Source organism: Jeotgalicoccus huakuii, from assembly GCF_036665975.1.
Lineage (GTDB): Bacteria > Bacillota > Bacilli > Staphylococcales > Salinicoccaceae > Jeotgalicoccus > Jeotgalicoccus marinus.
This window is the reverse complement of the sequence record NZ_JAVIYN010000002.1, coordinates 51,886-66,276: the sequence shown is the minus strand read 5'-3', so window position 1 is coordinate 66,276 and position 14,391 is coordinate 51,886. Positions and strand designations below refer to the sequence as shown.

The 14,391-nt window shown below is 31.3% G+C and carries 12 protein-coding genes; 5 read left to right on the top strand and 7 right to left on the bottom strand.

The features are described 5' to 3' along the window. Positions 1–256 precede the first annotated feature (256 nt). Both V6E76_RS01350 and V6E76_RS01345 read left to right on the top strand, forming a co-directional pair. Positions 257–3,043 (top strand): DNA methyltransferase, encoded by a 2,787-nt coding sequence (locus V6E76_RS01350; protein WP_247348266.1) that lies wholly within the window; start codon positions 257–259, stop codon positions 3,041–3,043. A 23-nt stretch (positions 3,044–3,066) separates the two neighbouring features. Further along, positions 3,067–4,548: an SIR2 family protein gene (locus tag V6E76_RS01345; RefSeq protein ID WP_247348264.1), complete on the top strand. Its 1,482-nt coding sequence runs from the start codon at positions 3,067–3,069 to the stop codon at positions 4,546–4,548. 350 nt (positions 4,549–4,898) lie between these two features. Here the strand turns inward: V6E76_RS01345 and V6E76_RS01340 are convergent, their stop codons facing one another. Then, complete coding sequence (locus V6E76_RS01340) at positions 4,899–5,333, bottom strand: VOC family protein (RefSeq protein ID WP_247348262.1); 435 nt, start codon at positions 5,331–5,333, stop codon at positions 4,899–4,901. An 80-nt stretch (positions 5,334–5,413) separates the two neighbouring features. On the opposite strand from V6E76_RS01340, the gene V6E76_RS01335 reads away from it, so the two are divergent. After that, the gene (locus V6E76_RS01335; protein ID WP_247348259.1) at positions 5,414–6,349 is read left to right on the top strand and encodes an HTH domain-containing protein; all 936 of its coding nucleotides are present in this window, start codon (positions 5,414–5,416) and stop codon (positions 6,347–6,349) included. A gap of 92 nt (positions 6,350–6,441) precedes the next feature. Here the strand turns inward: V6E76_RS01335 and V6E76_RS01330 are convergent, their stop codons facing one another. After that, a complete protein-coding gene (locus V6E76_RS01330; protein WP_247348257.1) occupies positions 6,442–7,620 on the bottom strand; it encodes an IS256 family transposase in 1,179 nt (392 codons plus the stop codon). 498 nt (positions 7,621–8,118) lie between these two features. Here V6E76_RS01330 and V6E76_RS01325 point away from each other — a divergent pair, with 498 nt between their 5' ends. Beyond that, positions 8,119–9,798, top strand: a complete 1,680-nt coding sequence (locus V6E76_RS01325) for a retron Ec67 family RNA-directed DNA polymerase/endonuclease (protein ID WP_247348255.1) — start codon at positions 8,119–8,121, stop codon at positions 9,796–9,798. Between the two features lie 108 nt (positions 9,799–9,906). Next, complete coding sequence (gene rpsI, locus V6E76_RS01320) at positions 9,907–9,972, top strand: 30S ribosomal protein S9 (protein WP_499797694.1); 66 nt, start codon at positions 9,907–9,909, stop codon at positions 9,970–9,972. A gap of 605 nt (positions 9,973–10,577) precedes the next feature. Here the strand turns inward: rpsI and V6E76_RS01315 are convergent. The 5 genes from V6E76_RS01315 to V6E76_RS01295 form a co-directional block, all read right to left on the bottom strand. After that, entirely contained in the window at positions 10,578–11,195 is a 618-nt protein-coding gene (locus tag V6E76_RS01315) for a Crp/Fnr family transcriptional regulator (protein WP_499797690.1), read from the bottom strand. Positions 11,196–11,349: 154 nt separating this feature from the next. Beyond that, entirely contained in the window at positions 11,350–11,583 is a 234-nt protein-coding gene (locus V6E76_RS01310; protein WP_026907428.1) for a heavy-metal-associated domain-containing protein, read from the bottom strand. Positions 11,584–11,648: 65 nt separating this feature from the next. Continuing rightward, complete coding sequence (locus V6E76_RS01305; RefSeq protein ID WP_026907429.1) at positions 11,649–11,948, bottom strand: hypothetical protein; 300 nt, start codon at positions 11,946–11,948, stop codon at positions 11,649–11,651. Between the two features lie 33 nt (positions 11,949–11,981). Beyond that, positions 11,982–12,215: a heavy-metal-associated domain-containing protein gene (locus tag V6E76_RS01300; protein ID WP_054788693.1), complete on the bottom strand. Its 234-nt coding sequence runs from the start codon at positions 12,213–12,215 to the stop codon at positions 11,982–11,984. Between the two features lie 192 nt (positions 12,216–12,407). Further along, a complete protein-coding gene (locus V6E76_RS01295) occupies positions 12,408–14,261 on the bottom strand; it encodes a heavy metal translocating P-type ATPase (protein ID WP_078147400.1) in 1,854 nt (617 codons plus the stop codon). Positions 14,262–14,391 lie beyond the last annotated feature (130 nt).

Genomic DNA, 14,391 nt, shown 5'->3' with positions numbered 1-14,391 from the left:
AACAAGATATCACAAGCCGTAAACATATTAAAGAAATTAAAAGTTGTGCTGGAGCATCCTTACAAGGGAGATTTACTCAAATTGTAAGGAATAAATATTTGCGTTTCTTAATGAGTTTGCAGCAGTGTTATTGAAATGAAATTCGAAGAAATTGAGTGAATGATGATACTGAATAAAGGTTAAATAGTATATTTGAATTAAAATGTGATAACCAACAAAATTCAGAAGTGAAATTATTATCTATTGGGTGATTATTATGAACATGAGGGAACGAAAAAAAGCGGCAGAAGAATTTTATAAACGATGGTCTGGACGAGGAAATGAACGACAAGATAGTCAATCTTTTTGGCTAGATTTACTTCAAAATGTATACGGTATTGAAAATCCTGTCGAATATATTACTTTTGAAGATTCTGTAATAAATATGATGGATAACACAAGTTATATTGATGGTTATATTGAAAAGACAAATATTTTAATTGAACAAAAAGGGATGGATAGAGATTTAAACAAAGGAATAAGACAATCAGATGGTAGTGTGTTAACACCATTTCAACAATCTATGCGTTATTCTGCAACATTACCCTACTCAAAAAGACCAAGGTGGATTATAATATGTAATTTTAAAGAATTTCACATTTATGATATGGAAAACCCAAACTCAGAGCCAGCAATTATTTTATTAGAGAATCTTAAGGATGAATATTATCGCTTGGAAATTCTTTTAGAAAAAACTAATAAACAGATAGAAAAAGAAACCAAAGTATCTATTAGAGCAGGGGATTTAGTTGGGGAGATTTATGATGAGTTATTGAAACAATATAAAAACCCTAATAATCCCCACAGTTTAGAAAGTATAAACCAATTATCTGTACGTCTTGTATTTTGTTTTTATGCTGAAGATGCAGGGTTGTTTGGCAATAAGGGTGCACTATATGATTATTTGTGTGAATTCAATGAAAAGCATTTCCGAAATGCAATCATTGATTTGTTTAACGTATTGAATACAAAGTTAGATGATAGAGATCCATACTTAGATGAAAAGTTAGCAAAGTTTCCTTACGTGAACGGGGATTTATTTAAAAATAATAATATTGAAATACCACAATTTACTAACCACTTAAGAGAACTAATATTAGACAATGCATCAAGTAGTTTCGATTGGTCCGTAATTAGCCCTACGATTTTTGGAGGAGTATTTGAAAGTACTTTAAACCCAGACCAGCGAAGAGAAAGTGGAATGCATTATACGTCTATTGAAAATATACATAAAGTTATCGACCCATTATTTTTAGATGAGTTAAAAAATGAACTTAATGAGATTAAACAACTAAAACAACTAGCGACAATTCGAAAAAGGGCACAAGAATTTCAGAAAAAATTAGGACATTTAAAATTTTTAGATCCAGCTTCAGGATCAGGAAACTTTTTGACTGAAACATATTTAGAATTAAGAAGACTAGAAAATGAAGCAATAAAATTATATATGGATGATAATTTAATACTTGACGTCGGGGAAGATCTAATTAAAGTAAAACTTAATCAATTTCATGGCATAGAAATTAATGATTTCGCTGTATCAGTATCAAAAACTGCTTTGTGGATTGCAGAAAGTCAAATGTTTGAAGAAACACAAAATATTATCTTTTCAAATATGGAATTTTTACCACTAAAATCTTACACAAATATCGTGGAAGGTAATGCACTTGAAATAAATTGGCATAAAATAGTTGATAAAAGAGACTTAAATTATATTATAGGGAATCCACCATTTCTTGGTGCAAGGTTAATGAATGAGAAGCAAACCGAAGAATTAAAAGAAGTTTTTGGGAAATTAAAAGGAGTTGGAAACTTAGATTATGTTGCTGGTTGGTATGGAAAAACTGCCCAATTTATTAACCAGTCAAATATTAAATGTGCCTTTGTATCGACAAACTCAATTACACAGGGCCAGCAAGTTCCAATATTATGGAAGTACTTAGTCGAAGATTATAAAATAGTCATAAATTTTGCATATCGAACATTTAATTGGAATAGTGAAGCAAAAGATAAGGCAGCTGTTCATTGTGTTATTGTTGGTTTTTCACAAATCCATAATAAGAACAAGAAGATTTATGTTTCCAGTGAAAGAGTAGAACCTGCTAAAAATATCAATGGTTATTTACTAGATGCACCAAATGTATTTATAGAAAGTCGAAGAAATCCATTATCTAACGTCGAAAGAATGAATTATGGCAGCTTTGCACTAGATGATGGTGCTTACACGATAGATGAGAAAGAATATAATGAGATTATCAAAAAAGAACCTTTTTTAAAAAAATGTTTAAAACCTTTTATTGGAGCCAGAGAATTTATAAATTCAATTACGAGATATTGCATATGGCTTGATTATAAGCAAGAAGACATAGACATGATAAAGGAAAGTAGAATTTTAAAAGAAAAAATTACCCATGTTGAAAAATGGAGAAGTAAAAGTAAGCGTAAAGGAACTCTAGAAGCTGCAAATACTCCAATAAAATTTGCAGAGATTAGACAACCTGATCATAATTACCTTGCAATTCCTGTTGTTAGTTCTGAAAATCGGAGATATATACCAATTGGCTATTTATCGGATGACGTTATAGCTAGTAACCAATTATTGATTATTCCAGACTCATCATTATCAAGTTTTGCAATTTTATCATCCAATGTTCATATGTCTTGGATGCGAACAGTTTCAGGAAGATTAAAAAGTGATTATAGATATTCGGCATCAATCGTATATAATAACTTTCCATGGATATCATTAACTGATATACAAAAGAAACAGCTTAATGAAACTGCTAATAAAATACTAAAGGCAAGAGCAAAATATCCTAAAATGACGTTAGCTGATTTATATAATGAATTGATTATGCCGCCAGAGTTACGAAAAGCACATCAAGAAAACGATCGTTTAGTAATGAAAATGTACGGGATGGATGTTCGTTTAACTAAGGAAAGTGATGCGGTGGAAAAATTATTTGAAATGTATAATGAAATGTCAAAAGAGGAGTTAGAATAATCAACATTAAGGATGATGTAATAATGGATATAAAGGATTATGTTGGACAATTTACAAACCACCCAATCTTGTTTGTTGGAACAGGTTTTAGTATGAGGTATATTGAAAATTCGTTTAGTTGGGATGAGTTGTTAGAACATACTGCCTATGAGTTAAAAGGTGAGGAATCCTATTATCTTGATCTAAAATATCAATATCGACATCTCTATCCAAAGATTGCAACGAGTATTGAAGAAGAGTTTGATAAAGTATTAACTGGAAACTTTTCTGAAAGATTTCAAGATACAAATAAAAAGTTTTATGATTATATAAAGAAAGATATTCATGTGAGTAGATTTAAAATATATCTATCCAGTATATTAAGTGACTATCGTATCAAGGAAGAGATGTCGAAAGAAATATTAGAATTAAAGAAAATACGGAAAAACATAAGTTCAATTATAACTACAAACTATGATACATTTATAGAGGAAATTTTTGAATTTAATTCATTAATTGGAAATGAGATATTACTAAGTAACCCTTATGGATCTGTGTATAAAATTCATGGATGTGTAAAGCATCCGGATAAAATAATAATTACATATGATGATTACGAAAGATTTGAAAAAAGATACGAATTAATAAGAGCTCAATTATTATCATTGTTTATTCATAACCCTATAATATTTTTAGGATATAGTGTAAGTGATAATAATATTAAGAAACTTCTTAAGACAATATTTTCTTATGTAAATCCCAATACTGATGAAGCAGAGAAGATACGTAATAACTTTCTACTTGTTGAATACACTAAAGGTTCACAAAACACAACGATTACAGATCATGACATAGATATAGAAGGGTTTCAAACAATAAGAATTAATAAATTAAAAACAGATAATTTTTTAGCTCTATACCAAGAACTATCTGATTTAATTTTACCTATATCTGCAATGGATATTAGAAAAGTTCAAAGCATAGTTCAAGATATATATAAAGGTAATACAGGTATACAGGTAAGTATTACTGAAAATATAGAAAATCTAAAAAATAATGAGAAAGTACTAGCTATAGGTTCTGTTAACACAATAAAATATGAGTATCATTCTACTTCAGAAATTATGGAAAAGTATTTTAAAATATTAGATGAGTCTAATTATCAATTATTAGAATTAATCGATAAAATTAAAATACAGAAGAGTCAATTTTTTCCTATATATGGGTTTTCGAAAGTGAATAAAGACTTAAATTCTATTGATGATTTGATAAGTATCCAGGAAAATAAAATAACAAACATAATAGAACAACAGAATGATTTTGGACAGGAACATGGAACTATCTCTGATATTTTAAAAGATGATAATATAGCCACTACTAGAAAAAATCACGCTATAGCATTGGGTACATATTATGATAGATTAGATTTGAATGATGTTGAAACTTATTTGAGAAACTATGAAAATAAGAACTCAACAAATTACAGGAGACTATTATGTTTTTATGATTATAAAAAGCATTCATAAACACTATTGAGAACTAATGAGAGTATTAATCTTATTTATATTAATAAAATAAAAAATATAAGAAACTAGGTCTTAAAAGGCTCGTCGTTCTCCACAGTTCTCAAAACGTTAATAGCGTTGTTATATCAGTATTTACAGCACTTTCCAACATTTGTTGGAGGGTGCTTTTTTGTGTTTTTATATAGATAAGTAGTTACTATATTGTTACCTCAATAGGTATTAATATAATTTAAAGATATAGAATTCTTAGTTGTATTCAACTATTTGACACAATATGAAATGACAGTTTTTTTCTGCAAGACATAGGTAAAAAGGACATATCATTTTATCGATATGTCCTTTTTTAATACCTATTTAATTTTTCTTTTAGTAAATAAATGATAAGCAATTCCAAATTTATCTTTTACATAGCCATAACCTTCAGTGTAGAATTCTGGACTAAATTCTTTTAGTATTTCCACATCATGAGATATTAATTGATCATATACATTCTTAGTTTGTTCAACATGATCAAAAGTTAAACATAGAGATATATTGTTGCCTTTAGTTATAGGTAACCCTTCCGTGTCATCTGCTAACATTATTTTAATATCACCTAGACTTATGACACACTGATCGATCTTTTCTAGTTCACTTTCTTCTTTTATACCTGTACGTGCTTTATCGGGTCTGTCTTTTATTCTCTGAATATAAATAGTTTTCGCACCGAATATTTCTTCAAATTGTTTTCTTAAATCTTCTGCATTATTGGTAATTAAAAAATATGGACTTACTTCAAATTTCATAATCAATACCTCCGTAATATATTTGATATAATCATATTAATAATAAAAGGTATCAGTTAGTGACACCATAAGGAGAAGTTATGAAAAAATCTGTTAGATTAAACCATATGATCACTTTCATTAATGAAAATCCAGAGTTTAAATTAATTGATTTAATGAATGAGTTCAACCTATCAAGAAGTACAGCGTTAAGAGATATTAAAGATTTAGAAGAACTCGGTATCCCCATATATAGTACTAGTGGAAAACATGGTGGTTATAAAGTTATTAGAGATAGATATGTTACCAAGATTGGTTTTACAGATGAAGAAATGGTTAATATGATGTTTGCATTAAATAGTATATCTTCAATTAAACAACTACCATTTCAAGTTACATATGAGCAACTTTACAGAAAACTATATCAGAATATGTCTTCAAAACAAAAAGAGGTAATAAAAAACTATGAGAACAAATTTAGGTACTTTAATATTGAGGACAGCGATTTTAATAATAATATTATGGAAGAAATACTATCAGCAATCGTAAGTGAAAAATTTATATCATTTAATTATGGGGAAAATAATTATAAAAACATCATCGGGATAGGTTTTATTTATAAAAATAATAAGTGGTATTTAGTTACCTATGATGAAAAGATTAAATTAGTAAAGATTTTCGATAAAAATAAAGTTCAATCCCTGCTGATTGGTAAGTTAATTGAAAACGATATACCAGTTGATTTAAGCAATTTCGAAGAGTATATGATCAATAGTGAAACAATACAAATCGAAATAACTGTTAATCATATGGGGATTAACAGTATTCAAAATTACTTATGGACAAACTTTACTATAGAAAGAATAAATAAGAATGACTTTATTTTCAAAACAATGATTAACAAGGAAGATATAGATTTTATTGCTCAATTAATGTATCGAGAGAGTTTGAACATAATTGATATTAAACCGAAAGTATTAAAAAATACTTTGATTGAAATTATGAAAACGAATCTTATTAAACATAGTGATATATAATAAAAATAATGCTATTTTAATAGGTAATAAACTGTCGGGGACCGTCAATAATTATGTGTAAATGAATGCATACCCATTTCTTGTAATGTGTATTAATCACTGAACATTTGAGTGAGTTCAGCTCGTGCTTGGTCAAAACCAATGTGACATCGTGTGGCAAACTGCTGATTGTAAGACTCGAATTGCGTGACGAGAAAACGGTCAAGTGAGGCTTCGTTGGGGAACTGCTCCTTGCGTTTACTGTACCGTTTGATTCTCTTGTTGAATGACTCAATTAGGTTTGTGGAGTAAATACTTCTTCTGATGGCCTTTGGAAAATCATAAAAAGTGAATAGATCTGGATTGTCTTTCAACGATTGTGTGACTTTGGTGTAGGATGTTTTCCATTTGTCTACAAACGTTTCAAGTGCTTGCTCAGCTGCTGCTTTATCGGCAGCACGATACAATAACTTGAGGTCTTCGCAGATTGCCTTGCGATCCGACACACGGACTCTGTGGGAAATATTACGTGTAACATGAACAAAACAGGTTTGATATCTAGCTTTGGGAAAGACGGAATGAATACTGTCTTTGATGCCCGCGAGTCCATCTGATATGAAAAGTAGCACTGCTTCGACACCGCGTGCTTGGATATCTTCAATTAATTCTTTCCATACATGAGCAGATTCTGTTGGGGCAACCGTATATGCTAAAACTTCTTTTGAGCCATCTTCACGGATGCCCACCGCGATATAGACAGCTTCTTTCGAAACGGTCTCTCTTTTGACAGGTAAGAACGTTGCATCAAGATACACACAGACATACCGTTTGGATAGAGTACGCTGATGAAAAGCTTCAACTTCTTCCTCAACCGCTTTAGTCATGTTTGAAATCGTTTGGGGTGTGTAGTGATGCCCATACATACGCTCAATCAGATGTGAAATTTCAGACATTGTGACCCCTTTTTGAAACATATGGATGACAAATGATTCTAACGTATCATTGGAACGTTTATAGGGGGCGACAGTCTGTTGTTTGAAATCACCATTTCGATCCCGAGGTATATCAATCTGTAGCACTCCATATTCAGTATGTAGAGTACGAGAGTACACACCGTTTCTAGAATTACCAGAATTAAAGCCAACACGGTCATATTTTTCATAGTCTAGAAACGCAGTCAATTCTGTTTTAAGTAATGTATTGACGGCTGCTTCTAGATGACTGCGGAAGATTTCGGATACGTCTTCCTTTTTCACTAGAGCTTGAATGATATCTGATGTAAAATAATCCATAAGGGAGACCTCTTTTCTTGGGATTTTGTATGGTAACTTGATTCTACAAGAAAAGGGCTCCCTATTTCTATTTATTCATTTACACAAACTATTTTATACTCTCAACTGTCGAATGTTTTGGATATAATATACTCGAAACGAGAAGAGCTTATATTAAAAATTCAATATATCTCTTAAAATATATGAGTTGTGTTTTATGATGTACTCAGAAATAGTATCTTTAAAAAGATATTTTAATATTAAACCAAATATACAAAGTAACTTAAATACTTAAAAAGTAGAAAATAGAATTAGTAAGTTAGACATTGAAAATATACATTAGTAGAAATATAATAATGTTAACGTGTGGCTAGATTCTTGGCTTGTGTATCGCAAGCAGTAATAAAAATGTTGGGAATATTGCTGTCTTTTCCATCACTATTCGACCTATAAGCTATATCTATAGATGATATTTGCTTTCGCATATGGAGTAGCCACACGTTTTACAAAGGAGATTTTATGAATAAGATAAATAAAGTGAAAAGTAGAAATGAATTAGCTGATTATTTAAATATTCCTAGAAGCTACTTAAGTTATATATTGTATAAAAGAAAAACAGAAAATTTATATTCTTATTTTGAAATACCAAAAAAGAATGGTGGGACACGTAAAATATGTTCTCCTAAACCAGAACTCAAGTCTATACAAAGAAGAATTTCTAAAGAATTTTATGATATTAAAAAACAACAAAATAACTATTCGTCTTTTGGATTTGAAATAGGTAAAGATATTTATAAGAATGCGATGAAGCATACGAACAAAAGATTTGTTTTAAATATTGATATAGAAGATTTTTTTGAAAGTTTTCATTTTGGAAGAGTCAGGGGTTTTTTTAATAAGAATAAAAACTTTCAACTACCTATTGATGTGGCTACTATTCTTGCACAGCTAACGTGTTATAACGGATATTTACCACAAGGAGCACCAACCTCACCAATAATCACGAACTTTATATGTGAAATTTTAGATTATAGAATAAGAAAAACTGCTAAAAAATATAGACTTCATTATACGAGATATGCAGATGATATGACATTTTCAACAAATGATAGAAAATTTAAAGATAACTATTTAACATTTTATCAGGAGATATCTAAAGAGATTGAAAATGCAGGATTTAAAATAAATGACAGTAAGAGTAGACTTCAAGATAAGGACTCTAGACAAATAGTGACAGGTCTTATTGTTAATAAGAAAATTAATGTTCCTCGTGATTATTATAAAAAAACGAGATCAATGGCATATTCTTTGTATAAAAAAGGTTATTTTGAAATCGATGGAAAAACTGGGAATGTCAATCAATTGCAAGGAAGACTTGCGTTTATCAATCAGAGTGTCAAAGAAAATAATATAAAGAATAAAGATTTTCCAGATATATATAAAATGAAAGGTAAGGAAAAAGAATATAAAAAGTTTTTGTTTTATAAATACTTTTTCGCCAATTCAATTCCGTTAATTATTACGGAAGGTAAAACGGATGTATTATATATAAAAGCTGCTTTAAAAAGTATGTATAAAGAATATCCAAGATTAGTTGAAAAAGGAACAGGGGATACATTTAACTTTAAGATTTCATTTTTGAATAAAACAAGAACATTAAAATATTTCTTAGGAATAGGTAATGACGGAGGTACTGCATTTAAAAATGTTTATGCCCATTACACAGATCTAAATTACTTAAAATTTTTTAAAGACATTTGTAAGAAAAAAGCAGAAAACCCTGTTATTCTTATTTTTGACAATGAGTTATATGGCTCCAACGATAAGCCCATAAATCAATTTATAAAAAGATTTAAGATAAAATCTGAAAAAGAGAATTTGCAAAATAACCTACACCTTTTTTTAGTTGAGAATTTACATCTTCTGCTTACTCCACCTATACATAATAATAGTTCTGAAATAGAAGATTTATTTGATTCAGAAGTTTTAGAAACTGTTATTGATGGTAAAACATTTTGGAGAGAAGATAAAATTGATCGTACCCAACACTATGGAAAACCTGAGTTTTCTCGTTATATTTCTAGTAATTTTAAAAATATTGATTTTAAACAATTTAAACCTTTATTAGATAAAATAGATTCAATAATAGCAGATTATAGTATTAATTTGACTACCGACCAGCATAATTTTAATTCCTAATTAATACCCTTCATTGAAATAGTATAATATTTCATGAAGTTAAGAGCCCTTATAAACATTCATATATCAACATCAATAAAGATTATTAATTAGTATGAAAACCCCAAAATTTTTGAACGTAAGAAACCAGGTCTTAAAAAGGCTCGTCGTTCTCCACAGTTCTCAAAGCGTTAATAAATCAACACTTGCAAATCCCTCAACCACGTGTGGTTGGGGGATTTTACTGTATATGCGGTGCTTTAAAAACAGGGGAAAATTCACACGTAATATACACACAATATACAGGTAATATACAAGAAAAAAGCGGAAATTCAATGATATTTACTTACCGAAATAAAAAAAGCTAATATATATTGTAAAAAAGCCTCATTCCTTTTTAATTAAGGAATGAGGCTTTTGATTTTCCACAATCGTGCCCGATTGTGGAAGATGGTTATTTAACTAAAGCCCCCGTTACTTTAAGTACACTAATTCACAATCCAAATTATAATTTTAACATAAATTTCCAATTACTTAGTTATTTATCAGAGGAATTAGCTTAGTTATTAGGGGGTGTTTTGCTAATGAATTATGCAGTTGACACAAGTTTATGTCGTCTTGGTAAAATAAGTGCCAAATAAGTAGCCATTTCTCTTTCTTTTTGTAGATAAACATTGTTAAATCAACAAAAATTAGCAATCCATTTTATATGCTAATTGAATTGCTAAAAGGTTTGTTATTTTATGTTTTGTACTATTAAACTTAACACGTTAGATGATGGCACGCTACTCTGCTTATATTTATTCAGTATGAAGTAACAATTGATCTAAATCCATTATTTTAATTTTCTTTTTCGGTAACTGTTTAATCAATCCAAGTTCTTCTAGAGTAGTAAATTTACGGCTGATTGTTTCTGGTGTGGTACCAAGATACGAGGCTAAATCCTTTTTGGACATTGGTAAGATAATCGTTGGACTATCGCCACTTCCCTTTTCAACATTCTCAGCTAAAAAGGATATAATGCGGGTTTCTACATTTTCAATCGCTACTTGTGTGGTTTGTTTTTCAGAATCCTTTAAACGCATCGTTACTTCTGACAGTATTTTTAATGAGATCTGCGGATATTCCACCAAATACTTCTGTAAATCACCTCGTTTAATTAAACAAATGGTTGTATTTTGTAGTGCTTCCGCATAATTCTCATGAATACTTCCAGGTTGGAAAATGGCGACTTCACCTGTAAAATCACCAGGATTTAAAATGCGAACAAGTTGTTCTTTTCCAGAATCCGATAAGCGGTAAATCCGAGCCTTACCTGAATTGATAATATATAAGGTATCATCTTCCTCATTTGCATGGAATAACATTTCCCCTTTTTTAAGATGAAGTATCTTGGCAGATTCCGCAATCAAATCCATTTGTGAGTCTTCCAAATGGTTGAAAATGGGAACAATACGAATACATTCTGCATGTCCATGTTGGTGATGACAACATAGGTTTTGTTCCAAAATAACCTCTCCCTTTTATAAAAAGCCTAAGAGGGCATCCTAGGCTTCCTTTCTATTCACTCGATTAAGCAGGTTTTACCTTTGATTTGACAACAGGATATCCTAAGTCTTCAATTGCCTTTTCGATATCGTTAATAGCGACTGCTTCTGAATCAAAATCTACTTTTACTTTACTTGCATTGAACATTACTTTCAAGCTATCTTGATTCACACCGTTTATTCCTTTCACCGCATTTTCAATCTTTTGGAGACAAGATGGGCAAGATAAGGTTTCTAATTGAATCGTTGCTTTTTGCATAAATCATTTCCCTCTTCATTTTTTAACGACCGTAAACCAATCTATTCTTTTGTTTTTGAGTTACTTTAAGCCTGATATGCTTTATCTACTTCTGATAACATCTCGAATGTGCCTGCATACGTTTCACATACATCTCCAGGAATGGTGTAGTTGTCTGTGATTTTTCGTAATTGAGCAAATTCAGCATCTAAGTCAGGTTTGTTCGTACCTGCGTCTTTTACTTTTCCACTAATTGTTTCAAACAATTCACGTACTTCAAAGGCTTCTGGGTGATTCTTACCATGGGCCCGTGTAATTGCAGTGGTGTATAAATCCAGTTTTTCAAAATGGTTTGTTATTACTTCGTTAAATGTTTGTTCAGACATTATTCGTTCCCTCTTTCTTGTGATTTTTTGGTATTAGGCCGATTTTACTTTTGATTTGACGACTGGATATCCTAAGTCTTCAATGGCTTTTTCGATATCGTTAATGGTGATCGTTTCTGAATCAAAATCTACTTTTACTTTACTAGCATTAAATAATACTTTTAAGCTATCTTGATTAACCCCGTTTAATCCTTTCACCGCATTTTCAATCTTTTGCATACAAGATGGACAAGATAATGTTTCTAATTGAATAACTCCTTTTTGCATGAATTATTTCTCCTTTCATCTTATCTTTGATTATTTTGTTTTCCCTCTTCTTTTTTACAATTTAAGTATAGTTCAGGTTCAACGAAATGAAATTGATGCAAATCAAGTTTTAACAAAAAGTAGGGGAGTATTTTGTTCTTCCTACCTGAGTACTTCCCCTTTATCATTCATCAAGACTGGTTTCTATTAAAATTATTCTCTCAAACGGTATCGAAGCAATCTCATACCATTCAAGATGACTACTAAGATACTTGCTTCATGAACCAACATCCCGATTGACATATTCATCCATTCACTAAATAGTAGGCTGGCAAGTAAGACTAATACCACACCAACTGCTATGGTAATGTTCTGTTTCATGTTTCTTGAAGTTGATTTTGTTAAGCCTAATGCGTGTGGTAAACGACTAAAGTCAGAATTCATTAAAACAACATCTGATGTTTCAATTGCAACATCTGTTCCACTTCCCATGGCGATTCCGATATCTGCTAAGGCTAGTGAAGGACTATCATTCACTCCGTCACCGACAAAGGCAATGATCCCGCCTTCTGCTTGCATTTTTTCGATATAAGCAGATTTTCCTTCCGGTAGCATATGACCATGTGCTTCTGTTAACCCAAGTTCTCGAGCAACTAAATCTACGGTTCCTTGGTTGTCCCCAGAAAGAACGACAAGGTTTTTAACCCCTAGTTTTTTCAGTTTTTGAAGATCTTTTTTAACACCTGGACGGATTTGATCCCGAATACCCATCAGAACGTTTAATTCTCCGTCGACCGCAGTTAACACAAGAGAATTCCCATTTTTCTCAAAGCGTTCGACGTCTTTTTTAGCTTTTTCGCTTAATTTTACATTTTCCTTTTCCATTAAAGCTACGTTACCAACGGCTATACGATGAACACCTATTTTTGCTACAATTCCGCCACCTTTAACGACTTCGGTTTCTTCAACAGTAGAGAAAGTTGTCTCGCCAATATCCTGTAGGACAGCTTTCGCTAGTGGGTGGTCCGATTCACGCTCCACACTTGCTAAATATCCTAGAACCTCTTCAGTATTTTTTCCGTAAAATTCTTTTTCGGCAACTTCAGGGTTTCCTACTGTCAATGTTCCTGTTTTATCAAAAACGATAGTATCTACTCTGCTAAAGTCATTGATAACTTCACTACCTTTTAGGAGGACACCATTACGTGCACCGTTTCCGATACCGGCAACGTTGGATACAGGTACCCCGATAACTAATGCACCTGGACATCCTAAAACAAGAATCGTGATAGCTAGTTCAATATCTTTTGAGAAAAACCAAACAATAAAACCAAGGACTAACACAGCTGGTGTATAGTATTTTGAGAATCGGTCAATGAAACGTTCTGCTTCTGATTTGGAATCCTGTGCCTCTTCCACTAATTCGATAATTCTACCAAATGTTGTATCTTCTCCAACACGATCAGCTCGAATTTGGATCGTTCCATTTTCTAAGATAGATCCTGCAAATACTTCAGAATCAACCTTTTTACTTACAGGTAGAGATTCTCCAGTAATACTTGCTTCATTAATGTGACCTTCACCAATTAACACTGTTCCATCTACCGGAACTTTTGCACCCGTTTTAACTAATAAAATATCACCTTCGTCTACATCATCGACATCTACTTCTTCAAATTCTCCGTTTTCCATTTGCTTTAAAGCACTTTCTGGTGCCAGCTCTGTTAATTCTTTAATGGCAGAACGTGTTTTGTTCAAGGTACGTTGCTCCAAGTAAGAACCAAATAAGAATAAGAAAGTAACGATGGCTGATTCCTCATAATTTTGAATCAATACTGCCCCAATAACTGCAATGGTAACTAAAACATCAATACTGACAACTTTTACTTTTAATGCCTGATAGGCTTGAATCGCAATTGGTGCTACACCAAGAATAGATGCAATGATGAGCGACCAATTGAAAATGGCCATGTTGTCTAAGGAAAATCGTCCGAAGAATGCAAGTGCAATCAAAATTGCACTGATCAGTGTAATGGAATTCTTTTTACTTAATATATATCTTTGCATGTTGATTCCCTCCAATTTCATTTTCATTTGTATTCCTTGTTGATGACTCTAGTATAGGATGTTTCTATGAAATAAAAATTGATTCGAATCAAGTTCTATTGTAAAAGTGAAAAATTATAAAAGAACAGCA